The organism is Microbulbifer jejuensis (assembly GCF_047289955.1).
Lineage (GTDB): Bacteria > Pseudomonadota > Gammaproteobacteria > Pseudomonadales > Cellvibrionaceae > Microbulbifer.
The window spans coordinates 11,805-35,907 of the sequence record NZ_JBLBUB010000015.1; the positions used below are offsets into that span (position 1 = coordinate 11,805).

Genomic DNA, 24,103 nt, shown 5'->3' on the forward strand with positions numbered 1-24,103 from the left:
ATGCCGTGGGGTTCCGGGGCCATCCCGCCAGCGGCGTCAAACTATGCTAGAATTGCCCGCTTATCCGGGGCAGGTACTCATGCCCGCGCTATAACAAGGAACGCCGTAAGTCATGGGCGAATTAGCCAAAGAAATCTCTCCGATTAATATCGAGGAAGAGCTCAAGCAGTCTTATCTCGACTATGCCATGAGTGTGATAGTCGGGCGGGCACTGCCGGATGTACGCGATGGCCTCAAGCCGGTACACCGCCGTGTGCTCTTTGCAATGAGCGAACTCAAAAACGACTGGAATAAGTCCTACAAGAAGTCGGCACGTGTCGTTGGCGATGTGATCGGTAAGTACCATCCCCATGGGGATACCGCGGTATATGACACGATTGTGCGCATGGCCCAACCCTTCTCCCTGCGTTACACCCTGGTAGACGGCCAGGGAAACTTCGGCTCCATTGACGGCGACAGCCCGGCTGCCATGCGTTATACCGAAATCCGTATGGACAAGCTGGCCCACGAGCTGCTGTCGGATCTCGACAAGGAAACCGTCAATTTCGTTGATAACTACGATGGCTCCGAGCAGATGCCGGAAGTGTTACCCTCACGGGTACCCAACCTGCTGGTCAATGGCTCTTCCGGTATCGCCGTGGGAATGGCCACGAATATCCCCCCCCACAACCTGAGTGAAGTCATCAAGGCTTGTCTGGCCCTGATCGACAACCCGACGCTTACGGTTGATGACCTGATGGCGTATGTCCCCGGACCGGATTTTCCCACCGGGGCCATCATCAATGGCCGCGCCGGCATCCTGATGGCCTACCGCACCGGCCGCGGCCGTATTTATGTGCGCGCCAAAGCGGATGTGATTCGCGATGATAAGAGCAATCGCGAAACCATTGTGATCACAGAGATTCCCTACCAGTTGAACAAGGCCCGCCTGATTGAGCGTATCGCCGAGCTGGTCAAAGAGAAGAAGATCGAGGGTATCTCGGAGCTGCGCGACGAGTCGGACAAGGACGGCCTGCGTGTCGTGATTGAGCTGAAGCGTGGTGAGCTGGGCGATGTGGTTCTGAACAATCTCTACTCACAAACCCAACTGGAGAGTGTGTTTGGCATCAATATGGTTGCCCTGGTAGATGGTCAGCCCAAGATCCTGAACCTGAAAGAGCTGCTGGAGCACTTTGTGCGCCATCGCCGGGAAGTGGTTACACGCCGTACAGTCTACCAGTTGCGCAAGGCCCGCGAGCGCGGCCATATTCTGGAGGGACTGGCGATTGCCATCGCCAATATCGACCCGGTGATCGAGCTGATCAAGTCCTCCGCAACCCCGGCCGATGCCCGCGAGGCGCTGTTGGCCAAGGGTTGGGCGGTAGGCAATGTACAGCAGTTTCTGGCGCGTGCCGGTGCCAATGCCTGCCGCCCGGACGACCTGCCAAAAGCGTTCGGTTTGCGCGAGGATGGCGCTTACTATCTGTCCCCTGCACAAACTCAGGCTATTCTCGAGCTGCGTCTGCACCGTTTGACGGGAATGGAACACGATAAACTGTTGGCTGAGTATCAGGAGCGGCTGAAACAAATCGCCGAATACCTGCATATCCTCGCTAGCTTCGAGCGCCTGATGGCGGTGATTCGCGAGGAGCTGGCGCAGCTTGATACGAATTTTGGGGATGAGCGCCTTACCGATATCGTGGCTTCCCGCCAGGACCTGACCGTAGAAGACCTGATCACCCCGGAAGACAAGGTGGTAACCATCTCTCACGGCGGCTATGCCAAGAGCCAGCCCTTGACCGATTACCAGGCCCAGCGCCGCGGCGGTATGGGTAAGTCGGCGACCCAGGTGAAAAGTGAGGACTTTGTCGAGCACCTGCTGATTGCCAACTCCCACGATACCCTCCTGTGCTTCTCCAACAAGGGTAAGGTCTACTGGCTCAAAGTCTATGAAGTGCCAACTGCCGGCCGTGCCTCCCGAGGGCGTCCCATAGTCAATATGTTGCCACTGGAAGAGGGTGAGCGCATCAGCAGCATGATGCCGGTGTCTGAATATGACGAAAATCATTTTATTTTCTTCACCACCGCTAACGGCACTGTGAAGAAAACACCGTTAACGGCCTTTGCGCGCCCGCGCAGCGTCGGTTTGCGCGCTATCGAACTGGAAGACGGGGACCGCCTGGTGGCCACGGCGATTACCGATGGCCAGCGCGATGTGGTGCTGTTTACCAGTGCCGGCAAAGCTGCCCGTTTTTCCGAGCGCAATGTCCGCTCCATGGGGCGTGTCTCACGGGGCGTTCGAGGCATCCGAATGCAGGGCGGTCAGCAGGTGATCGCTATGGTGATTCCGCAAGAGGGTGGCTCGGTGATGATGGCGACCGAGAAGGGATTCGGCAAGCGCACAGCAATTGAGGACTTCCCCACCAAGGGGCGTGGCACCCAGGGCGTGATTGCCATCGCTGAAAGTGAGCGCAACGGCGCCCTGATCGGGGCTTGTCAGGTGCATCCGGGCGAAGAGATGATGTTGATCTCCGACCAGGGCACTCTGGTACGCACGCGGGTTGACGAAGTCTCTATCCTTGGGCGCAATACCCAGGGGGTGCGGGTTATACGCTTGAAGGTTGGCGAGAAACTCGTGGGACTCGGGCGTATTGAGGAGACGGAAGAGGTTAGCGAAGATCGCGGAGGGCCGGCGTGACCCACGCCCTAGGCACTCCTGTGAAAGGCTGCGTTTATCGCGGCCTTTCTTGCCTCAGGCACCCTAAAAAAGGCGCCAAAGCGAAAGGCCCATCTCCCAGAATGACAGTTTGTGCGTTGGTGCATCTAGTTATATTTGAAACCATGTTTGGCTTTCTGGAGTAATACTATGAGGAAATTTAATTTTTCCGCCGGTCCCGGTCCATTGCCGGAGCCGGTACTGCATCAGGCCCAGCAGGAGTTGCTAGACTGGCGCGGTCTGGGCTGTTCAGTGATGGAGGTCAGCCACCGCACAGCGGAGTTTATTGCAGTTGCCGAGCGCGCCGAGCAGGATTTGCGCGACCTGCTCTCTATCCCGGATAACTACAAAGTGCTGTTCCTGCAGGGCGGTGCCACAGCGCAGTTTGGTGCCGTACCCTGGAATCTCTTTGGCTCGGGCCCCAAAAAGGCCGATTACATTCACTCTGGGCATTGGGCGGCAAAAGCCATTAAGGAAGCCAGGCGATACGGCGAAGTGACGGTGGTTGCTTCCAGTGAAGACCGTAATTTCAGCTACGCCCCCGCTGAAGACAGCTGGCAGCAGAGTGCGGAGGCGGCTTATCTCCACTATACCCCGAATGAAACCATTGGCGGTGTCGAGTTTGATTATGTGCCAGAGGTGGATTGCCCCCTGGTAGCCGATATGTCATCCAGTATTTTGTCGCGCCCGATTCCAGTGGATAAGTTTGGCGTGATCTATGCCGGCGCCCAGAAAAATATGGGGCCCTCGGGTATTGCCGTTGCCCTTGTCCGCGAGGATCTGCTCAACAGGGCAATGGAGAATATTCCGCGCAGTCTGAGCTGGAAGGTGGCGGCGGATGCCAGTTCCATGGATAACACGCCACCGACCTTTGCCTGGTACCTGTCCGGCCTGGTATTTCAATGGCTCAAGGCCCAGGGGGGGGTTGAGGCGATGGCGCGACTCGCCGACAAAAAATCCATATTGTTGTACGAGTTTCTTGATCGCAGTGCGTTTTTTTCCAGCCCTGTGGAGAGGGGAAGCCGCTCCAGTATGAATGTGCCCTTTGTGCTGGCCGATGAACGACTCGACAAAGCGTTTCTCGAGGCGGCCGGTGAGGCTGGGCTACTGGGCTTGAAAGGGCATCGCTCGGTTGGTGGCATGCGTGCGTCATTATACAACGCCGTACCGCTTGAAGCAGTGGAGGTATTAGTGGCATTTTTGTCGGATTTCGAAGCGCGCCGGGGCTAATAATGAGTCCGAAAAAACAGGGTTTCGCGCTACAGTATTTTTGATGGTTTAGGGCGGTGGCTGGCTTGCAGATGCTATTGCATTCCGGCCCCGGGCGAATGACTCAGTAGTTGATCAGTGAGCTGAAACGTAGATAAACGGATGATCGAGGAAACTGAAAGTGGTGACCAGCGTTTGCTGGAGCTGCGCAATCGTATTGACAGCATTGATGGCGATATCGCCCGGCTGATCAGTGAAAGAGCCAACTGTGCACTGGCAGTTGCCGCGTTGAAAAAGGCAACCGGTGAGGATGCACTGTACTACCGGCCGGAGCGCGAAGCCCAGGTACTGCGCCGGGCGATGGAGCGCAATAGCGGCCCTTTAACCGATGAGGAAATGGCGCGCCTGTTTCGGGAGATTATGTCTGCCTGCCTGGCCCTGGAAGAGCCAGTCAAGGTGGCCTACCTGGGGCCGGAGGGGACTTTTACCCAGCAGGCGGCGTTAAAGCATTTTGGCAACTCCGCACAAAGCCGCCCCCTGGCGGTCATTGACGAGGTGTTTCGCGAGGTGGAGGCGGGTGCGGTCAGCTACGGGGTTGTGCCCATAGAGAACTCCACAGAGGGGGTCATTAACCATACCCTGGACAATTTTATGACCTCGAATTTATGCATCTGTGGTGAGGTGGAGCTGCGTATTCACCATCACCTGATGATTTCGGATGTCACCCGTGCAGAAGCAATCACGCGGATTTATTCCCATGCGCAGAGCTTGGCGCAATGTCGCAAATGGCTCGATGCACACTATCCCAATGTAGAGCGGGTAGCCGTGTCCAGCAATGCCGATGCGGCTGTGCGGGTCAAGGGGGAATGGAATTCCGCAGCCATCGCAGGCGATATGGCGGCTGAGTTGTACGGTTTGAAAATCTTGTCGGAAAAAATTGAGGATCGCCCGGATAATTCCACGCGCTTTTTGATTATCGGAACCCAGGAGGTGCCGGCGAGCGGAGACGACAAGACCTCTTTGATGGTATCGATGCGAAACGAACCAGGTGCTCTGCACAATCTGCTGGAGCCATTCCGCCGCTTTGGGGTTGACCTCACCCGGGTGGAAACGCGCCCGTCCCAGTCCGGTCACTGGAATTACGTCTTCTTTATCGACTTTAAGGGACATCGAGACACCGAGGCCATTGCTTCGGCCCTGCGGGAGGTGGGTATTTGTGCCTCGGACGTGAAGGTGCTCGGTTCCTACCCGCGCGGTGTGCTGTGATGGATCAGGCGCGAATCGGCCGGCTCGTAGTCGTCGGAGTCGGCCTTATTGGCGGCAGTTTTGCACTGGCGTTAAAAACTGCGGGGGCATGCCGCGAGGTAATCGGTGTTGCGGCCCCAGGGGAAACCTGTGAACAGGCAAAAACGCTCGGTATTGTTGACAGTGCCAGCAGCAGTCTTGCCGAGGTGTTGCCACAGTTGGGAGCGAATGACCTGGTTTTTATCGCAGTGCCAACCCTGGCGGTGGAATCGGTGTTCGCTCAAATTAAAGCCTATATGCCTGCGGGCGTTACGGTGACAGATGGCGCCAGTGTCAAAGGCAATGTGGTGCGTGCGGCGGAAAAAGTATGGGGCAGGGTGCCCAGTTTTTTGGTGCCGGGTCACCCCATTGCCGGCTCTGAGCAGAGTGGCGCAGTTGCTGCGCGCGATGACCTTTATTACAACCACCGGGTAATTCTGACCCCACTGCCAGAAACCGGTGCAGGCCACTTGCAGCGGGTGGTGCAATTGTGGCAGGTGGCGGGTGCGGAAGTGTTACAGATGCCTGTGCAAGAGCACGATGCAGTACTCGCAGCCACCAGTCATCTTCCCCATGTGATTGCCTTCAGTCTCGTGGATACTCTGGCGCACGACGCGGAAAATGAAAATATCTTCCGCTATGCCGCAGGGGGTTTCCGTGATTTTACCCGCATCGCTTCTAGCGATCCGGTGATGTGGCGGGACATTATGCTGGCCAACCGGGACGCCATTTTAAAGGCGATCGATCTCTACAGCCTCAACCTGACGGCCCTGCGCAAAGCTATTGCCTGCGGTGACAGCACTGGCTTGATGGACGTGTTTACCCGGGCCAAAACGGCGCGGGATCAGGTAACCAAAATGCTGACAAAAGAAGTGAATCCAGAATTTATGCAGACAAAGGCAATGACTTTTATCGCTCAGCCGGGGAAATGTGTCAGTGGCAGGCTGCGTGTACCAGGAGACAAGTCCATGTCTCACCGCGCCATTATGCTGGGCTCTTTGGCGGAGGGCGTGACAGAGGTGGCGGGTTTTCTGGAGGGGGAGGATGCCCTGGCGACCCTGCAGGCCTTTCGCGATATGGGGGTGGTTATCGAGGGGCCGGTCAATGGCCGGGTCACCATTCACGGTGTGGGTTTGCGCGGCCTGAAGGCCCCGCCGGGACCACTTTATCTGGGCAATTCCGGCACCTCAATGCGCCTGCTGGTAGGTATCCTTGCCGGCTTGGGCCTCGATATTACTTTGACCGGTGATGCGTCCCTGTCCAAGCGCCCTATGGATCGGGTTGCCAATCCCTTGCGGGAGATGGGGGCGACCATTGAAACGGGCCCCGGAGGGCGGCCACCTCTGCGCATCATTGGGGGCAGCCGGTTGCACGGAATTGACTATCGCCTGCCAATGGCCAGTGCTCAGGTCAAGTCCGCAGTCTTGCTTGCGGGCCTCTATGCAAACGGCGAGACCTCGACTGTGGAGCCTGCACCGACTCGCGATCATACCGAACGCATGTTGCAGGGGTTTGCTTATCAGGTACTTCGCGATGGTGCCAAGTCCGCGCTTTGTGGGGGAGGCAGTCTCAAGGCCTGCCGTGTCGATGTGCCAGCGGATATCTCCTCCGCTGCCTTTTTTATGGTGGCCGCGGCAATCTCGCCCGGCTCGGATATTGTGCTGGAGCATGTCGGCATCAATCCGACCCGCCATGGTGTGATCAATATTCTGGGCATGATGGGCGCTGACATCCAACTGTTCAACAAGCGCGAGGTCAGTGGCGAACCTGTGGCGGATGTCCGGGTGCGTTATTCGCCACTGAAAGGCATCCGAATTCCTGAGGATCAGGTGCCGCTCGCGATTGATGAATTCCCGGCATTGTTTATTGCCGCAGCCTGCGCGGAGGGTGAGACGGTGCTGACGGGTGCTGCTGAGCTGCGTGTCAAAGAGAGCGACAGGATCCAGGCGATGGCGGACGGCCTCACAGCCCTGGGCGTGGAGGCGAAGCCGACACCGGATGGTATTGTGATACGCGGTGTGCGGGAGCGGACGGTATTTAGCGGTGGGACTGTGGATAGTTTGGGGGACCACCGCATTGCCATGGCCTTTGCTGTGGCATCTTTGCGCGCAAAGGATACAATCCGCATCCTGCACTGCGCCAACGTGGCGACCTCATTCCCGAATTTTGCCGACCTGGCCGTCAGCGCGGGCCTGCAGTTGCAACTGGCATAACCAGCAGGCCCGGAGTGGGTGGGTTTAAGATCTGGTTTGTGCCGTTCATAAAGAGGTTGAGTTGTGCAAAAAATATATGAGTGATGCAAACGAGCTGCCGCCGGTAATCACGATTGATGGGCCCAGCGGATCTGGTAAGGGCACCATTGCCAAGCTGCTGGCGGCCCGGTTGAATTTCGCCCTGCTTGATTCGGGCGCCCTTTATCGCACAGCGGCGCTGGCGGCTCTGAACAGAGGTGTGGACCTGACCAGTGAGATCGCGCTGGCGCAGGTGGCAAAGGCGCTTGATGTTCGCTTTGTTGTGGACAATGGTCGGCTGCGGGTACTCCTGGAGGGGCGCGAGGTGACCAGTGATATTCGCATGGAGCGGGTGAGTATGGCCGCCTCCAAGGTGGCTGCCATTCCGGGGGTGCGTGCGGCACTGCTGCAACGACAGCGGAATTTTCGCCGGCTGCCAGGTCTGGTGGCAGATGGCCGGGATATGGGCACTACCGTTTTCCCCGACGCTCAAGTCAAAATCTACTTGACCGCGGGTGCCGAGGAGCGCGCCAGAAGACGGGCGGCGCAGTTGCGGGGGGAGGGGGTTTCTGTTAGCCTCCGCGACCTGCTGGAGGACATCCGTGCCCGTGACACACTGGATATGAATCGAGAAGCCTCTCCCCTTGCTCCCGCTGAGGATGCGGTTGAGCTCGACAGTACCGGGGTCGATATTGAGGCAGTCCTGCAGCGGGTACTGACGCTGGTATTCGACCGGATCCAGCCCGGGGTTCCCTAAACCCGCATAACCAGTACCAACCCGTTTTTTTAACGACAACGGCCGGGTCTTGCCAGGATTGCCCGGCCGTTGTTGTAATCCGACCCGCGTGCTGGCAGCGCGGCTGGGGTCGCGGCTGGCGGTTGACTACACTCAACAGTTACCAACGGCTGAACCCCTCACTATAGGTAATGTAATGAGCGAGAGCTTTGCTGAATTATTTGAAGAGAGCCTGAAAAGCGTCGAAATGGCACCGGGTGCAATTGTTACCGGTGTTGTTATTGATGTGGATAAAGACTGGGTAACTGTACACGCGGGCCTGAAGTCTGAAGGCGTTATCCCCGCTGCCCAGTTCATCAATGACAGAGGCGAAATAGAGCTGCAGGTGGGTGACGAAGTGCAAGTTGCCCTGGAAGCAGTGGAAGACGGCTTCGGGGAGACCCGACTGTCCCGCGAGAAAGCCAAGCGCGCTGAAGCCTGGAAAATTCTCGATGCGGCCCACGCAGCTGACGAGGTGGTCAAAGGGGTTATCAGTGGCAAGGTTAAGGGTGGCTTTACGGTTGATGTTGCCAATATCCGCGCGTTCCTGCCCGGCTCCCTGGTCGATGTCCGCCCGGTCCGCGACACCGCGCACCTGGAAGGGAAGGAGCTTGAATTCAAGGTTATCAAGCTGGACGCCAAGCGCAACAATGTTGTGGTTTCCCGTCGAGCGGTGATGGAGGCTGCCACTTCCGAAGAGCGCGAGGCCCTGCTGGCGAGCCTGCAGGAAGGCATGAGCATCAAGGGTATTGTGAAGAATCTGACCGACTACGGTGCGTTCGTAGATCTGGGCGGTATCGACGGCCTGCTGCACATCACCGATATGGCCTGGAAGCGTATCAAGCATCCGAGCGAAATTGTGAATGTTGGCGATGAGATCCAGGTAAAAGTCTTGAAGTTCGACCGCGAGCGCAGCCGTGTATCTTTGGGCTTGAAGCAACTGGGCGAAGACCCCTGGGTATCCATCAAGAAGCGCTACCCGGAAAACAGCCGCGTGAAAGCCGTTGTCACCAACCTGACCGACTACGGCTGTTTTGCCGAGTTGGAAGAGGGGGTAGAGGGCCTGGTGCATGTTTCCGAAATGGATTGGACCAACAAGAATATCCACCCGTCCAAAGTTGTCCAGGTGGGCGACGAAGTAGAGGTGATGATTCTCGATATCGACGAAGAGCGTCGACGTATTTCCCTGGGTATCAAGCAGTGCCAGGAAAATCCGTGGGATGCCTTTGCACGTAAATTCGCCAAGGGCGATAAAATCTCCGGCAAGATCAAGTCCATCACCGATTTCGGTATCTTTATCGGTCTCGATGGCAGCATCGACGGCCTGGTTCATTTATCCGATATCTCCTGGAACGAAGCGGGCGAGGAAGCGGTTCGCAAGTTTAAGAAGGGCGACGAAATTGAGACCGTCATTCTGGGTATCGATTCCGAACGCGAGCGTATCTCCCTGGGCATCAAGCAGTTGGAGTCCGATCCGTTCTCCGACTTCGTTACAACCAGTGACCGCGGGAGCTTTGTCACCGGGACTATCAAAGAGGTGGATGCCAAGCAGGCGGTCATTTCCCTGGCGGATGAAGTCGAAGGCATTCTGCGGGCTTCCGAAATCAGCCGCGACAAGGTTGAAGATGCTCGCAATGTCCTGAAAGAAGGCGATGAAATAACGGCTAAAATCACCAGCGTGGATCGCAAGAACCGTGTGATCAGCCTGTCTATCAAAGCCAAGGACCAGGATGATGAGAAACAGGCTGTCAAGGATCACAGCAAAAAGCAGTCCGAACAGGTGCAGCCAGCCACGATCGGTGACTTGATCAAGGCACAGATGAACAATAAGGACTAATCTTTCCTGACTGTTCAGTCAGTGCGTCAAATAACCTATTTGGTGCGCTCCGAGAGCCGGACTGGGGTTGCCCAGTCCGGCTTTGTATTAGATGATTGCAGGACTACGCCAAAATAATCAATAACTTGCAGAGGTTGCCGAGCGCATGACCAAATCCGAACTGATCGAAAGGATTGCGTTGAGATTGGATCAGCTGCCAGTAAAGGATGTAGAATTGGCGGTGAGGGTCTTGCTGGATACCATGTCCGACGCACTCTCCCAGGGAGAGCGCATTGAAATACGGGGTTTTGGCAGTTTTTCCCTGCACTACCGCGGACCCCGCACCGGGAGGAACCCCAAAACTGGGGATGCGGTTGCACTATCCGGCAAATATGTGCCCCATTTTAAACCGGGCAAAGAACTGCGCGACAGAGTTAATCGCAGTATGCATGCAGGAACGGGGATCGAAGTATGATTACACTGCACGGCTGGGTTGATAATCGGCTTTCGCTGGTGATCCTATAGTGCGTTCCGAAAGCCCAAGGTGTTGGTCGATAAAGCCTTCTTAGTGGAACTCGGAGGTTCCCTTGTCATTTTTGCGCTGGTTGTTGCATATTGCCTATGGCCTGTTGGCCCTGGTGTGTGTGGCCTTCGGCATTTATTTCGCTGTGGAAAATCCCCAGGTTATAGCGCCGGTGATTGCAGGTAATGCCCTGTATTCAGGCAGTGTGGGGGTGTGGCTCATCAGCACTTTGCTGCTGGGGGTTCTGTTGGGCTTCCTGGCCAGTTTACTCCCTGTGTATTCCCAGCGCCGCCGTGTACGCGGACTGAACAAGCAGCTCAAGAAGCTGGAGCGTGAGCTGCACGCTGCGCACCAAAAGGTTTCCGGAGACTGAATTGCCTGATATTACCTACTTCTTTTTCCTGCTGGCAGCGATCGCTATCGGCTGGGTATTAGGGCGAGGTAGCTCCAGGAAGAAACCTGACTGTAGCGAACAGGAGGAATCCCTGGCCCGCTCCTATGCCCAGGGGCTCAATTATCTTCTGAGTGAGCGCCACGACGACACCATCGACAAGTTTATCGATTCCCTCGAAGTCAGCCCGACAACCTTTGAAACCCATTTGGCATTGGGCAGCCTGCTGCGCCGGCGGGGGGAGTACGACCAGGCGATACGGGTACACCAGAATCTCCTGGCACGCCCCAGTCTGGCCCGGCAGAGCCAGCAAAAAGCGCAGTTTGAACTGGCCTGTGACTATATTGCTGCAGGCTGGCTCGATCGAGCTGAGCGCCTGCTGCAAGAACTGGTGGAGACGGCCCAGGAACTGCGTGCCACAAGCCTTGAACACCTTGTCGAGGTGTATCGGGATGAACGCGAATGGGCCAAGGCTATTCACGCTGTCAATTTGCTCCATGGCCGCCGCTTCAAGCGCTTGTCACCCGACTGGGCGTCGGTACAGGCCCACTTTTGCTGTGAACTGGCGGAGGAGGCGATTACCGCTAAGGATTATCTCAGTGCGCGCAAACACCTCGACGCAGCCCTGGGATATGATCGCGGATCTATACGGGCCTGTCTGCTGTGGGCGCGCCTGGAATATTTGCTTGGCAAACCCCGAGACGCCATTAAAGCGCTACAGCGCATTCCCAAGCAGAACCCGGATTATATTCCAGAAATACTGGAGCTTTTGATTACCTGCTACGGTGAGTTGGGGGACGGAAAGGGGCTGGATCGCTACCTGGAGTCTCTCTTGAGTGAGCATCCCTCCAACAGTGTTCTCATTGCGCTGACAGAGCGCATCCAACAGCAGGATAGTGAAGCAGCCGCTGCTGCTTTTATGGGTGAGCAATTGGCACTGCGCCCATCCCTGCGGGGGCTGGGGCGTTTTCTCGATCTGTATATCGGAACAGCACAGGGCAGGGCGCGTGAGAATCTGTCCTTACTCAAGACACTGATAGATCAATTGATTGCCAGCCGCCCCCACTATCGCTGCAGCAACTGTGGTTTTTCCGGCAATCAGTTGCACTGGCTCTGTCCCAGTTGCAAACACTGGGATTCTGTTCGCTCCGTTAAGGGAATTGAGGGCGAGTAATAGTAGCAGGCAGCGAAGGTGCTCAGGCCCATCCTGTCGTTGGCCATTGGATAAAAGCAATTTTAATGAGGTATTTCTTTGCAGGCTCTGGTTTCTTCCCCGATTATTGTTGCACTGGATTACGACCATGCCGACAAGGCTCTGGCGTTGGCCAGCCAGCTGGACCCCGCGCTTTGCCGGGTGAAAGTTGGCAAGGAATTATTTACCGCAGCGGGCCCCGATCTGGTCCGTACCCTGGTTGGGCGCGGCTTTGAGGTTTTTCTGGACCTGAAGTTTCACGATATCCCCAATACCGTTGCCGCAGCGGTAAAGGCTGCTGCACGTCTCGGTGTCTGGATGGTCAACGTACACACCAGTGGTGGTGAGCGGATGATGAGCGCAGCGGTGCAGGCTCTGAGGGAATTTGGTGAAAAAAAGCCATTGCTGATCGGGGTAACCGTATTGACCAGTACCACTGCGGAGGAACTGGCGGCAACGGGGGTTTCCAGGCCTCTGAAAGCGCAGGTGCTGTCTCTCGCCGCCAGTGCTAAAAGCTGCGGTCTCGATGGTGTGGTGTGCTCGGCGCGTGAAGCTCGGGTTCTGCGCGAGACCTGTGGGCCAGAATTTATGCTGGTGACCCCCGGTATCCGCCCGAACTGGAGCAATAGCGGAGACCAGCGACGCACACTCACGCCGTCCGAAGCCCGGGCCCAGGGCGCCGACTTTCTGGTGGTCGGGCGGCCGATTACAGCAACCAGTGATCCTTTGAGGTCACTGCGGGAGATATTGGCTGAGATCGCGGATCAATAAGGATCGTCTGTCTTGACCGGTGTGATGCAGTGTAATTGATGGTAAGCGGATTTTGCTCAGTGTGTTGGTATTATGCTGCGGCTTGGGGGAGTAAGACAGTCCCAATGTGAAATAAAAATACTTTCACTGGGAGCCTATCATGAAAAATATCCGCGTATTAACCCATGCCCTGCTCGTTCTCGTTTTCTCGCTTAGCCTGTCACCGGTAATCACTGCAAATGATACGGGGTCAGAAACCGCTGAACAGGTGGTTTCTGAGATCAACGTCAACAGTGCTTCCGTTGCTGAGCTGGCAGAAAAGCTGGAAGGCGTGGGAACAGAGAAAGCACAGTTGATCGTCGAGTACCGGGAAAAGCACGGCCCATTTACGTCAGTGGAACAGCTGCTGGATGTCAAAGGGATTGGCACAGCAACCCTTGAGAAGAATCGCAATAAGATTCGGCTTTGAGATTGGTGCTGACTGTCTTTCACGATGGCCGGGGTGTTTGAACATGCGCTCTATGTAAACTCCGGTCATCATTTGTTGCACTAACTGTATAGCAGACTGCCCTTGCACTGGAGCCTGGGCAGTCTGTCCCTGCACCTCGGAAACCCTCTGTGCAAGGGGTATTGGTTTGTTTAATTTTTTCCTGCGCGCCAGTATCGAATTGTATACAGGTCCGTTAGAGATGACTCTAGTGGAGCGCCTTGCCATACTCAGTGCTTTTCACCAAGAAGATAGCGACTGAAGCTGTATAATAATACAGTGATAAAATGCCTGTTGGTGATAAAGCGCCAGAGTCCGGGCGCGTGGGAATTACAGTCGCACCGCATTTGCCAGGGCACGCGCAATCAATCGGCCCTTTGCCGTGCGGATGCTGCCACTGGTGGCGAACAGGCGTTTGCCGCAATGATCCACCTGTGCCTCGATGATTAATGGTTCTTCATCTCGAACCGCGCCAATAAATTTTACCGTCAGGTCGACCATGCTGTGATTTTCGCCGGGGCCCAGCCTGGTCATCACAGCCGCGCCCATGGCGCTGTCCAAAAGCGCTGCGAGAATCCCTCCGTGCAATGATCCAATCAGGTTCTGGTGCCGTTGCTTGGGCGTGTAGTGATAAACCACCCGGCCTTCGATGACGGATTTAATCTGGTAATCCAGATTGCCCGCCATACCGGGGCGGGGTTGCGTTTTTGAAAACTGCGCCATGCGCTTCATACCGCTTGTGCCGATATCGACCATAGTTTGAGCCCTATTTTGGATATTTGTTGCGAATAAACATGACCTCTGTCACATGCCATCGCGCTCAGCGGGGATATACCAGAGCCTGCAACTCTCTTCGCACCACCTTGCCCACCGGGTTGCGGGGCAGGGCGGGCAGAATATGGATGGCCTTGGGGGTTTTTACCGGGCCCAGCAGCGGTTTTGCCAGTGTACGTATGGTATCGGCCTGCAGGGTTGTGCCGGGAGCCAGGCAGACAGCGGCTTCCAGGCGCTGGCCCCAGTAGTTATCCGCCACACCGAAGGCGGCAGCCTCGTCAATACCGGGTAGACCCACCAGGGCGTTTTCCACCTCTGCGGGATAGATATTGAAACCGCCGGAGATAATCAACTCCACACTGCGCCCCTGCAAAAACAGGTAGCCGTTTGCATCGAGATACCCCAGGTCGCCCGTTCGTAGCCAACCATCGCGAAAGTTGGCACTGGTGGCCTCAGGCGCCCGGTAATAGCCGGGGCTCACCAGAGCGCCGCGCACCGCGATCTCACCGGTCTGGCCTACGGAGAGGGCTCGCCCGTCGGTATCGACAATGGCCACCTCGCTGTGAACACAGGCCCGGCCCACGGAGCCGCGCAGTTCCTCGCGGCACATTTCCCGGGTGCTGAGTGCAGTGATGGTCATTGGGGCCTCAGTCTGGCCGTAGACGGTGGACAGGCAGGGCCCCAGTCGCTCGAGACACTGGGCGATACGCTCCGGTGGCATGGGTGCGGCGCTGTAGGTGAGTTGGCGCAGATGGCTAAACCGGTGTGGCATGGTTTCCAGCCGCTGCAACAGCTTGTAGATGAGTGTGGGCGGCATAAAACTGACGCTGGCGCCCTGGTGTGCCAAGGCCTCCACCATGGCGTCGGTATCAGCACTGGGCAGGAGAATATGGCGCGCACCAACGCTGAGTAGTGGCAGTATGTAGTGAGAGCCGCCGTGACTTAGCGGCGCTACGGCCAGGTTTGTGTCCTCCTGGCGAAACCGGTACACCGCCTGCATATTGGCGATCACTGCTGCGACATTGGCGTGGCTTTGCAGTACACCCTTGGGCTGGCCTGTGGTGCCGCCGGTAAACTTGATGGCCATGGTGGCAGCGGGGTCAGGGAGTTGCCGTGCAAAGGGCCGGCCCCGGTAGCGGGCGATCAGGTTGCGACAATCCTGACCGGTTTGCGCGTCCAGGGCCAGCTGCTCGACGGCACTGTCGGCAATGGCTGTTCGATTGTGGCTATCCACCAGCAGCAGCTGCATATCACTGCTGGCAATTAGCGCGGCATTGAGCCGGGGGCCGTTGCTGGGGTTGATTGGAATCCACACCAGCCTGGCAGCGATAATGGCCAGGTGTGCCACCAGGTGGTCGATGTGGTTGCCCGCGCACAGACCGACATGGCTGCCCGGTGCCAGCCTGTCCAGCAGGGCCAGCGCCAGTGCCTCGACACGGATTAATAGTTCGCGATAGCGGATAAGCCCTTCGGGGTCCTGAGCCGCAATGCCGTCGGGGTTGCGGGCGCAGCCGTGGTAGAGGTGCTCAATGGGCAGGGGGAGTGCGGTGCTCAAACTCATGCTGTGGCACGCTCCAGTACGGTGACCACGGTGGCGGCCTCCTCGGTTTCATAGAAGCCGCCACCATTTTCAGCCACGGCGATTCGGGGTTTGACTACCTGCCGGGGTCCGGCTTCGCCGCGCAACTGGTGCACCAGTTCGTATAACTGGATGATACCTGTGGCGCCCACCGGGTGTCCCTTGGATACCAATCCGCCGGAGGGGTTGACCGGCATTGAACCGCCCAGGGCGGTGTCCCCACTCTCGGTAAAGGGGCCGCCTTCCCCCAGCGGACACAGGCCCAAATTTTCCAGTTGTTGAATCTCCGCATAGGCGGTGGCGTCGTGCACTTCGGCCACATCGATATCGCGCGGCTCAATCTGCGCCTGGGCATAGGCCTGCAGTGCAGCCAGGCGGCCAATGTGATGCTCGAAGTCTCTCGCCGGGCGATCGCTGCCACTGGCCAGGTGTATAGCGCGAATGCGAACCGCGCGCTTGCGCCCGCCCAGCCGCTTGAGCACTGAGGCCGAGCACAGCACCGCAGCGGCGGCGCCGTCGGAGATGGGGGCGCACATGGGCAGGGTGAAGGGCCAGACGATACTGCGCTGCTGTAATACCTGCTCCACGCTCAAGCTGTGGCGGTATTGGGCCAGGGGGTTAAAACGCGAGTGTCGATGGTTTTTTGCTGCGGCCATGGCCAGCTGCCGCTGGGTGGTGCCAAAGCGCTGCATATGCAGCCGGGCCTGGGCGGCGTAACTTTCCATAAAAAAGCTGTGATCGGTGGTTTCAGTCTCGTGCTGCTGCTGCGGAGGAATCAGTTCCCGACATTGCCGGCGGCACTGCTGTTGAAACTCCTCCAGGCGATAGATATCCGTACCCCCGTTAAAGGCCTTGAACATGGCCTCCCGGCGCTGGGGGAAAAACATCTTTTCGGCACCCACCACCAGCGCCACATCACAAAAACCCGCCTCGATATGGGCCACGGCCTGCAGTACCGCGGTAGCGCCCGAGGCACAGGCGTTTTCCACATTGGCAATGGCGATGCCCTGAAACCCCAATGGCCGCAGTGCGCACTGACCGCGAATGCCATTTTGCCCCTCCAGCAATCCCTGGCGGCTGTTGGAAAACCAGGCCGCCTGTACGGCGCGGCGCTCCAGGCTGGCGTCCCGAAGTGCCAGGGACACAGCCACTTCGGTCATGTCTTTCACACTGCGCTGTACGGTTTTACCCAGCTCGGTCATGCCGATGCCGATCACAAATACATTGGTCATTGCGGGCTAAGCCTCGGATGCAGCGTACAGGGTTTTGCGCTGCACAATGCGAAAGCGGCTGGCTACAAAGGCCAGGTCGGTCAGACAGGCGCTGCCCGCCGGGTTCAGGCCGGTGACATGGTAGTCGCTGTAGGCAGCGGCGAAGTTGATCGGCATGCCGGTCAGGTTACAGGCGACCGAAGCGCCGGCGTGATTGAAGGCGTCCTGTGCGGCGTGTAAGAAGGCTTCGTTGATGGAGTAGACGTGGGAGGCAATGGCGCCACAGCGCCTGGCGTTGTCGGTAGCACTGGCCAGGCAGCGCTCGGCGCTGGGCCCCTTGATTAAAAAAGAAACAGGGCCAAAAAATTCCCTGCTGTACAGGGCCTGCTGGCTCTGATCGAGGGCGATCATCAGCGGCGTAGCGGTACGGGCTAACGGGTATTCGGGGTGTGTATAGGGGTTGCTGTGGCGCAGTATCTGCCCATGCTGGACCCCCAGTGCCCGCGCCTTCTCCAGGGTTGTGCAAATATCGTCGTTGACCAGTGCGCCGCACAGCAGTGCGGCCTGTCGCGGTTCGGCGAGCTGTTCCTCCACCGCTGCCACCAGAGCATCTGCCAGTTGCTCGAAGCCGATGCGCCGGCCACCGGCGACAATACCCTGGGCGGGGATATGGATATTCTGCACACTGGTACACATCTGCGCCGAGGCCTGGCACAAAGAGTGGGCCACGGCCCGGCACATGGCCGCCATATCGTGGCAGGACTCCATTACCACCGCGTTGCAGCCGGCGGTCTCGGTGTAGACCTGAGCATGGCGGCAGTGCGCTTCAATCCACTGGCCAAAGTGGGGGCTGCCGGTGAAGTCGATAATTGCCGTGGCCGGGTGCTGCAGCAGTGCGGTGGTGGCCGGTTGCTCGCGGGTATCCGCCACCAGGGAAACCAGGTCGGGGCTGAAGCCCGCTTCGGCGAGCACCTCACGGCACACGCTCACCACCAAAGCCACGGGGAGAATGGCATTGGGGTGGGGTTTGAAGATCACCGGGTTGCCCGTGGCGAGGCTGGCGCATAGCGCCGGATAGCCGTTCCACAGGGGGAAGGTGGCGCAGCAGACATTAACGCTGGGGCCGCGGGGTAAAAGTTTGTAGTGTTTTGTCAGCCTGGCACTGCTGTCCTTGCCAAAACGCCGTTGCCAGTCCGCGCTGGTAGGCACGTCGACCATGGCTTTATAGGCATAGACCAGCGCTTCCAGCCCGCGATCCAGGGCGTTGGCGCCACTGCCGGCAAAGGCCATGATAAAACTCTGCCCGGCGGTGTGCATGGTGGCGTGGGCGTTTTCAAACAATTGCCCGGCGCAGCGCTCCAGAATCTCCAGGCACACCCCGACCCGGGTCTCCACGTCACTGTCCCGCCAGGGGGGGATAGCCGCCTGGGCGGCGTTCATGATGGTATCGATATCCACCTTGGGATAGCCAATGCCCAGTGGTGCGCCGGTATAGGGGGACGCCTCGGCGCCGATGCGGCTCACCTCACCGGGCAGTGTCAGGGGGTAGTCGTTATTGAGTAGGGACTCAAAGCGGGCCCTGCCCGCAGCCGCGGCATGCGTGCCGTGAATTCTGCTGCTGGGACTTTCCGGATAGGCGCTCCAAGCATAGCGATATTTACACGCGTCCAGAGCGCGGTTGAATTTGTCGCGGTGTTGTTGAAACCAAGTGGCCATGACTTTTTCCAGAAACTAATATTTTTATTGGCTGCACGTTACTGTATTGGCAGCCAGATTATATTGGGCAAAGTAACTTTTGTTATTAGACTAACAAGCGAATCACACTGAATGCAAGTGTGTCCTCAAAGTTACTGTTTATCAGAACTGGACTTTCAAGTAGCATGCCCGCCATGCAAGCAGCTCATCAGATATTATCCAACCCTGTGGCCCGAGGGCTTAATCTACTGGGAGATCGATGGACCATTCTCGTTCTGCGCGAGATCTTTCTCGGTCAGCATCGTTTTGAAGCCTTTCGTTCCAGGACCGGTGCTTCGCGCGGCACCCTGTCAAAGCGCCTGGAAACCTTGGTTCAGCAGGGCGTTTTGTACAGGAATCCCTACCAGGCAGCACCACTGCGCCATGAGTACAGACTCACGGGCAAGGGCCTGGCCCTCTATCCCTGGGCGCTGTTGGTGTGGCAGTGGGAAACCCAGTGGAGTGGAATTAAGCCCTCTGATTTGCCCGTCACGCTTCGTCACAAGATCGGCAGAGGTCACAGCCTCCATCCGCTCGCGATATGTCGTCATTGCAGGGTAAAACTGCGCTATGACGACGTTGAAAGAGTGGTTAAAACCCTACCCGAGGGCAGGGCTGTGAAAAAATTAACCGGCTTGGGTGGCAGCCGCCGCAGCCGCACTGCAGGACAGCCCCAGTTGCTGGGTCATGTGGTGGATATTATCGGCGACCGCTGGACTCTTCTGCTGATGGCCATGGCCTTTGTGGGCCTGCGGCGCTACGACGACTTTCATCAGCAACTGGGCGCGGCCACCAATATTCTCGCTGACCGCCTCAAACTGCTGGTTGGGGCGGATATCTTTGCTCGCTGTGCATACCAGAACAATCCTCCCCGTTACGAGTATCATCTGACCCCGAAGGGCAAGGCCCTGTACCCGCTCACCATGGCGTTGCGACAGTGGGTATTGGAGTGGTTGCCAAAGGTCAAACACCCCCTGACTCTGGTACACAAGCCCTGCGGCCAGGAGCTGGCCACCGATGTGATCTGTCAAACCTGCAATGCCGTACCCAAAGCGGGTGAAGTAGAAATCGGTTAGGCCCTGTCGGTTTTTGTCAGCCGGCCCGGTTTCAGGCACATGTCACCCAACGGCGGTAGTATGTGCCCGGTTTTATGAACTTTTATCTACTAGAAAAAAGTTTTGGACACGGTGATACCGTAAGTTCTCGGGTCCATGTATTTTTCCGAGGTAATCCCTGTGGGATCAACAACCAGTGATACGGTCTGGTCTTCGTCACCCAGATTCTTGCCCCAGGCGCGCAGCGACAGTGAATCATCGCTGCTGGTCCAGGCAATGGAAGCGCCCCAAATACCGTAGGCATCCAGATGGGTAATATCTGCATTGGACGATGTGGCAAAGGATTCCCCCTTCCAGGCATAGTTTAGGTTCACAGCCAGCATGCCCCCGGAGGCTAACGGCAAGTTGTAGTCCATATCCAGCGCGCCGGATTTGTCCGGTGCCCAGGGCAGCCAGTTACCGGAGCGGTCGTCGCCGCCGGGGGTGACATATTCATCAAAACGGGCTCTGCCACTGCTGTAGGCTGCGCGAAATGCCAGCCGGTCTGTGGCGGCAAAATCGAGTGTGGTTTCAACGCCGCGGGAGGTGGCCTGGGCATTGTTTAGCACCAGCAGCAGGGTGGGGGTCAGTTCGAAGATCTGCATATCATCGTACCTGGAATCGTAATAGGCAACATTGAACAGCAGTCGGTTGTCAAACCAGGAGGATTTCAATCCCGCTTCGACGTTTTTTACCAGTTCCGGGTCCACAGTTTTTACGGCGTTGGCAGCGGTATTTGCCTGGGAGGGAAAGGCACCGCTCTTGAAGCCTTCGGAGTAAGTCAGATACATCAGGGCGTCCTCACCAAAACGGTAATTGATAGAGGCCCTTTGCGTAATTTGATCCCAGTCCTGCGCGCCCTGCACCGCTTGCGCAAATGCCGGCAGGATCAGCGGCACACCGGTGGGAAAACCGGTGCCCAGTAAATCCCGTGCATCCTGCCTAATTTCCTTTTTATCCCGGCTCCAGCGCAAACCGTAGGTGAGCATCCAGTTGTCATTAATATTCCAGTCTGCCTGGCCATAGAGTGCGGTAGTAGTGGTGGTATTATTTTGCTGAAACAGAACATCGCCTTCGGCGGCGAGGCCCAAAGATTGTAGTGCGACGTTGTAGCGCGTATAGAATTCCTCATCGCGGTCGACGTCTTCGTGCATATAAAAGACCCCGGTGATCCAATCGATGTTGTCATTACCACCGCTCAGGCGAAATTCCTGTGAAAACTGTGCGGCATGCTCCTCGACACCATTGATGACATTTTCCGGCGTGGAGTAGGGTACGGTGATATCCGTCAGGGGAATACCAGTCAGATCGTCCAGTGTCGCGATATCGCTGGCACGCCAGGCGGTAATGGACATTAGGTCGGCCCAGACCAGGTTGTGCTCAAAACGGGCGCTCACGCCCCGGGCTTCCCGTTGCTGGGAAACGTCATACTGAGTGGCGCAGGTGCGCTTGTCGCGGGTATATCGGGGCGATAGCCCGCCGATGGCATTTTGCCACAATGGCGCAGTGGGCCCGCCAGCGGAAATATTCTGCAAATGATTGCAACTGCCGTTGGATTGGTCTTTTGAGTAGTCCGCACCCAGCAGTAGCTCGGTTTCTTCGCCGAGGTCGAATAGCAGTTGGGCGCGCATAACGACGTTATCCCTGTCACCCAGGCGACCACCACCGGAGAGCGAGGAATTGCCGATAATCGGGCTGTTGTTCAGAGCGCTGTCGACAATGACATCGGTGGGGCGGAGTACATTTTCCTCAAAGCCATCGCGCTGCTTGCGCGCAATACCAACCCTGCCTGCCACAGTGTCAGTAATACCACCGTTGAGCAGTGCCTGGGCTTGGTACAATCCCTGATTGCCGGTGGTAAAACTGAACTCCATGGAATTTTCATAGGTTGGGCGCCTGGTGATTATATTAATGGCGCCGCCATTGGTGTTTTTCCCATATAGAGTGCCCTGGGGCCCTTTGAGCACCTCTATGCGTTGCAAATCGATTAGATCGAATCCGCTGCCGCCGGTGCGACCAATATAGATGTCGTCAATAAAAACCCCCACTGCCGGATCACTGGCCGCGGAGTCAGAACTGTTGCCGATACCGCGCACGTATAAGCGCGGTTCGCCCAAATTAAACTGAGTGAAATTGACATTCGGAGTTTTTAGGGTAACGTCATTGACATCTGCAATTTTTCCGCTACCAATATCGTCACCGCTAATGGCAGAGACTGCCAGAGGGACATCCTGGATACTGGCAGATCTCTTTTCAGCGGTGACGACGATTTCTTCAATACTCCCAGTACTCGCTTCGCCGGTGCCGGTGACTGTAACGATGGCACTGGCCAGCAGTGACAGTGGAATTTTTCCGATTCTGGTGTTCATCTTTATTCTCCATAGTTTTTATTATGTGGCGATATAGCCTTAGCACTCAAATCCAATCTCGCCAAACAAATCTAGTATGGCGAAAGGGGTGATATTTTTTTAAGCGATCTTTGTATGCGCTGATCAATACAAATTTTGGTTCAAAGTGACAATAGTTGCTGAGTTTAAAAAAAAGGGAAGGCCTGCGGGCTTGTAATTGCTTTCAGCCTGAGCCCCTTGCCGGTTTTGGGCGACAGGTCGTGCCCTGTGACAAAAGCGCTGATCGAGGCTTGAGCACGGGATAGCTGATAGATGCTGTGAGGCGAAAAGCGTATAGTGAAGACTATTGATCATCATCTGCTTCGCTCGCTTGTCTATTACCAATCCCGTCCTTAGCAGACCAGTGGGGTTAACGGTAAATATCCTCTCCGCGCGCCCACCAGCCGTGAAAACCGTAAGGTATTCTATGGGGCAGCCTGACGGTTGCCAGTGGACCGGAAGTAATATCCTGGGCATCAAAAATCAAACAACTGGAACGCCAGCTCCGGGTGTCCGTGACAAAGGTGGTGAGGTAGCCATCGTCTTCGGCACTGCTGCGGTCAGCGCCCTTTTTGGGGACAAAGGGGGTTTCGCTGCCAAACACCCCAGGGCCGTAATCCCACTCCTGACGCCTACCGGTTTCATTGTCGTACTTGATTAATCCGGTAAAGCGTAAGGTGTGCCCGCCATCGCGCCGCAGAGGGATTTTTTGATGGTAGGCATAGCGGGTTTTTACGCCGTGAAACAGTTGATTGCTCTTGTTGAATTCCGAATTTAAGTCATCGATCGGCCCCTCTCTCACTTCTCCTGTGCGCAGGTTAAGGCGCCAGCGGTAGTTGTTGGCTTCCAGGCGCATATAGGCAAGCATATGGGAGAGCGTGCCCTCCTCGGGATCGGCGTCGGGCATGGGATTGGTTGAGCGACAGCCATCTATAACCACCCAGTCGCCCTCTTCCCAGGCATTGGAGGTGTGTAGTACATAACAGGGTTCACATTCGAACCAGGTGACTTGGCTGCCCAGCCGTGGAATCAGCCCGAAACGGGTGGGCATGTCACGGTGAAAACGGATGATTCGCCGCCCGTGCTGCCGAAGGATATGAATATCGTGAAACAGTGGGTGGTCGTGCAATATGGCGTGATTACGGGTAAAGGTAATCTCGTGGGGCAAACGCGGGGCGGGTAGGTCAATGGGGCACTCGTGCTTAAGTCTGCCATCGGCTCCGAGAACACCGTAATTCATATAGGGTGGCGTGTCGCCGAAATCAAAGAAAAACATTTCCCCGGTTTCCCAGTCGACACGCGAATGCGCCGACATTTTGCGGGTCAGCTTGCTGGGTGATTGCAACGGTCCCAGATTTTCCAGGGTAATGGGATCCAGAGTGTAGGGAATGCCGGCGTTATACCACAGGGTGATCAGGCGGCCATTGTGCCAGATGATATCCGTGTTGGCGGTGTCCTTGATAGGAAAGTCCGGCAGGGTAAAATCAAAAGTTCCCATCACGCCGGGCCAGACAGCCTGGCACTCGCTCTGTTCGCGTAGTAGCGCTGCCGTTTGTATCTGGCTGCTGCGGTAGGTGACCTGACCATTGTTGAAGTAGAGTCCCTGCACCAGGCCGTCTCCATCAAAAGGATGGTATAGGGAAGAGGGCTTTTGGCGGGGATTGGGGCCGTTGCGCAGATAGGCACCGTACATATCGGCTGGGATTTCTCCCTCTATTTCCAAATTCGTAGCGTGAGTATTGATATTATTCGTAGGCGCATAGACACCGTGCAAATAGGGATTGTCCAACTCGTAAATCCACTGCGGGGTATCTTCCAGTTGTGAAAATTCACCAAGACATTTGACGGTAGTTGGGAAGAGTGCGTTTTTAGGGGATTGCATCGGCATACAGGGCCTCTTATATATTCACCTGATACAGGTATGGGCTTAATTACTTAGTGGCCATTTCTGCAGTCTATAACCATAAGTCT

At 56.8% G+C, this 24,103-nt stretch carries 18 protein-coding genes; 12 read left to right on the forward strand and 6 right to left on the reverse strand.

Annotation, left to right across the window (positions count from 1 at the left end; genetic code table 11):
* Window positions 1–112: 112 nt before the first annotated feature.
* The 11 genes from gyrA to ACL7TT_RS11175 all read left to right on the forward strand — a co-directional run bounded on the left by gyrA (window position 113) and on the right by ACL7TT_RS11175 (window position 13,335).
* Complete coding sequence (gene gyrA, locus ACL7TT_RS11125) at window positions 113–2,677, forward strand: DNA gyrase subunit A (RefSeq protein ID WP_413395439.1); 2,565 nt, start codon at window positions 113–115, stop codon at window positions 2,675–2,677.
* 168 nt (window positions 2,678–2,845) lie between these two features.
* Window positions 2,846–3,925 carry a 3-phosphoserine/phosphohydroxythreonine transaminase gene (gene serC, locus ACL7TT_RS11130; RefSeq protein ID WP_413395440.1) on the forward strand — a complete coding sequence of 360 codons (1,080 nt, stop codon included), beginning with the start codon at window positions 2,846–2,848 and terminating at the stop codon, window positions 3,923–3,925.
* A 141-nt stretch (window positions 3,926–4,066) separates the two neighbouring features.
* Window positions 4,067–5,170, forward strand: coding sequence for a prephenate dehydratase (gene pheA / locus ACL7TT_RS11135; RefSeq protein ID WP_413395441.1), 1,104 nt, complete (start codon window positions 4,067–4,069; stop codon window positions 5,168–5,170).
* Window positions 5,170–7,401, forward strand: a complete 2,232-nt coding sequence (locus ACL7TT_RS11140) for a bifunctional prephenate dehydrogenase/3-phosphoshikimate 1-carboxyvinyltransferase (RefSeq protein ID WP_413395442.1) — start codon at window positions 5,170–5,172, stop codon at window positions 7,399–7,401. Before pheA ends, ACL7TT_RS11140 begins: the two co-directional genes overlap by 1 nt.
* A gap of 76 nt (window positions 7,402–7,477) precedes the next feature.
* Entirely contained in the window at window positions 7,478–8,176 is a 699-nt protein-coding gene (cmk, locus tag ACL7TT_RS11145) for a (d)CMP kinase (RefSeq protein WP_413395444.1), read from the forward strand.
* Between the two features lie 175 nt (window positions 8,177–8,351).
* Window positions 8,352–10,031, forward strand: coding sequence for a 30S ribosomal protein S1 (rpsA, locus tag ACL7TT_RS11150; protein ID WP_299946046.1), 1,680 nt, complete (start codon window positions 8,352–8,354; stop codon window positions 10,029–10,031).
* Between the two features lie 145 nt (window positions 10,032–10,176).
* Window positions 10,177–10,485, forward strand: a complete 309-nt coding sequence (ihfB, locus tag ACL7TT_RS11155) for an integration host factor subunit beta (protein ID WP_299946048.1) — start codon at window positions 10,177–10,179, stop codon at window positions 10,483–10,485.
* 112 nt (window positions 10,486–10,597) lie between these two features.
* Window positions 10,598–10,906 (forward strand): lipopolysaccharide assembly protein LapA domain-containing protein, encoded by a 309-nt coding sequence (locus ACL7TT_RS11160; RefSeq protein WP_299946050.1) that lies wholly within the window; start codon window positions 10,598–10,600, stop codon window positions 10,904–10,906.
* 1 nt (window position 10,907) lies between these two features.
* A complete protein-coding gene (gene lapB, locus ACL7TT_RS11165; protein ID WP_299946052.1) occupies window positions 10,908–12,098 on the forward strand; it encodes a lipopolysaccharide assembly protein LapB in 1,191 nt (396 codons plus the stop codon).
* A gap of 78 nt (window positions 12,099–12,176) precedes the next feature.
* Window positions 12,177–12,887, forward strand: a complete 711-nt coding sequence (gene pyrF, locus ACL7TT_RS11170) for an orotidine-5'-phosphate decarboxylase (protein WP_413395447.1) — start codon at window positions 12,177–12,179, stop codon at window positions 12,885–12,887.
* Between the two features lie 139 nt (window positions 12,888–13,026).
* Window positions 13,027–13,335 (forward strand): ComEA family DNA-binding protein, encoded by a 309-nt coding sequence (locus ACL7TT_RS11175; RefSeq protein ID WP_413395449.1) that lies wholly within the window; start codon window positions 13,027–13,029, stop codon window positions 13,333–13,335.
* Between the two features lie 348 nt (window positions 13,336–13,683).
* Here the strand turns inward: ACL7TT_RS11175 and ACL7TT_RS11180 are convergent, their stop codons facing one another.
* From ACL7TT_RS11180 to paaN, 4 genes are all read right to left on the reverse strand, one after another.
* Window positions 13,684–14,109: a PaaI family thioesterase gene (locus tag ACL7TT_RS11180; protein ID WP_413395451.1), complete on the reverse strand. Its 426-nt coding sequence runs from the start codon at window positions 14,107–14,109 to the stop codon at window positions 13,684–13,686.
* Window positions 14,110–14,173: 64 nt separating this feature from the next.
* Window positions 14,174–15,688 carry a class I adenylate-forming enzyme family protein gene (locus ACL7TT_RS11185; RefSeq protein WP_413395453.1) on the reverse strand — a complete coding sequence of 505 codons (1,515 nt, stop codon included), beginning with the start codon at window positions 15,686–15,688 and terminating at the stop codon, window positions 14,174–14,176.
* Window positions 15,685–16,938, reverse strand: coding sequence for a thiolase family protein (locus ACL7TT_RS11190; protein WP_413395455.1), 1,254 nt, complete (start codon window positions 16,936–16,938; stop codon window positions 15,685–15,687). Before ACL7TT_RS11190 ends, ACL7TT_RS11185 begins: the two co-directional genes overlap by 4 nt.
* Before the next feature lie 6 nt (window positions 16,939–16,944).
* The gene (gene paaN, locus ACL7TT_RS11195; protein ID WP_413395457.1) at window positions 16,945–18,633 is read right to left on the reverse strand and encodes a phenylacetic acid degradation protein PaaN; all 1,689 of its coding nucleotides are present in this window, start codon (window positions 18,631–18,633) and stop codon (window positions 16,945–16,947) included.
* 173 nt (window positions 18,634–18,806) lie between these two features.
* On the opposite strand from paaN, the gene ACL7TT_RS11200 reads away from it, so the two are divergent.
* Window positions 18,807–19,727: a winged helix-turn-helix transcriptional regulator gene (locus tag ACL7TT_RS11200; protein ID WP_413395459.1), complete on the forward strand. Its 921-nt coding sequence runs from the start codon at window positions 18,807–18,809 to the stop codon at window positions 19,725–19,727.
* An 89-nt stretch (window positions 19,728–19,816) separates the two neighbouring features.
* Here ACL7TT_RS11200 and ACL7TT_RS11205 read toward each other — a convergent pair whose 3' ends face one another.
* Both ACL7TT_RS11205 and ACL7TT_RS11210 read right to left on the reverse strand, forming a co-directional pair.
* Window positions 19,817–22,114, reverse strand: coding sequence for a TonB-dependent receptor (locus ACL7TT_RS11205; protein WP_413395461.1), 2,298 nt, complete (start codon window positions 22,112–22,114; stop codon window positions 19,817–19,819).
* Window positions 22,115–22,502: 388 nt separating this feature from the next.
* Window positions 22,503–24,020, reverse strand: coding sequence for a carotenoid oxygenase family protein (locus tag ACL7TT_RS11210; RefSeq protein ID WP_413395463.1), 1,518 nt, complete (start codon window positions 24,018–24,020; stop codon window positions 22,503–22,505).
* Between the last annotated feature and the right edge of the window lie 83 nt (window positions 24,021–24,103).

Bases quoted from the DNA above. Each gene is read 5' to 3' on its own strand.
- rpsA (WP_299946046.1), top strand. From the start codon at position 8,352: ATGAGCGAGAGCTTTGCTGAATTATTTGAAGAGAGCCTGAAAAGCGTC.
- ACL7TT_RS11185 (WP_413395453.1), bottom strand. From the start codon at position 15,688: ATGAGTTTGAGCACCGCACTCCCCCTGCCCATTGAGCACCTCTACCAC.
- cmk (WP_413395444.1), top strand. From the start codon at position 7,478: ATGAGTGATGCAAACGAGCTGCCGCCGGTAATCACGATTGATGGGCCC.
- ACL7TT_RS11175 (WP_413395449.1), top strand. From the start codon at position 13,027: ATGAAAAATATCCGCGTATTAACCCATGCCCTGCTCGTTCTCGTTTTC.
- ACL7TT_RS11190 (WP_413395455.1), bottom strand. From the start codon at position 16,938: ATGACCAATGTATTTGTGATCGGCATCGGCATGACCGAGCTGGGTAAA.
- ACL7TT_RS11140 (WP_413395442.1), top strand. From the start codon at position 5,170: ATGGATCAGGCGCGAATCGGCCGGCTCGTAGTCGTCGGAGTCGGCCTT.
- serC (WP_413395440.1), top strand. From the start codon at position 2,846: ATGAGGAAATTTAATTTTTCCGCCGGTCCCGGTCCATTGCCGGAGCCG.
- ACL7TT_RS11200 (WP_413395459.1), top strand. From the start codon at position 18,807: ATGCAAGCAGCTCATCAGATATTATCCAACCCTGTGGCCCGAGGGCTT.
- pheA (WP_413395441.1), top strand. From the start codon at position 4,067: ATGATCGAGGAAACTGAAAGTGGTGACCAGCGTTTGCTGGAGCTGCGC.
- paaN (WP_413395457.1), bottom strand. From the start codon at position 18,633: ATGGCCACTTGGTTTCAACAACACCGCGACAAATTCAACCGCGCTCTG.
- ACL7TT_RS11205 (WP_413395461.1), bottom strand. From the start codon at position 22,114: ATGAACACCAGAATCGGAAAAATTCCACTGTCACTGCTGGCCAGTGCC.
- ACL7TT_RS11210 (WP_413395463.1), bottom strand. From the start codon at position 24,020: ATGCCGATGCAATCCCCTAAAAACGCACTCTTCCCAACTACCGTCAAA.
- ihfB (WP_299946048.1), top strand. From the start codon at position 10,177: ATGACCAAATCCGAACTGATCGAAAGGATTGCGTTGAGATTGGATCAG.
- gyrA (WP_413395439.1), top strand. From the start codon at position 113: ATGGGCGAATTAGCCAAAGAAATCTCTCCGATTAATATCGAGGAAGAG.
- ACL7TT_RS11180 (WP_413395451.1), bottom strand. From the start codon at position 14,109: ATGGTCGATATCGGCACAAGCGGTATGAAGCGCATGGCGCAGTTTTCA.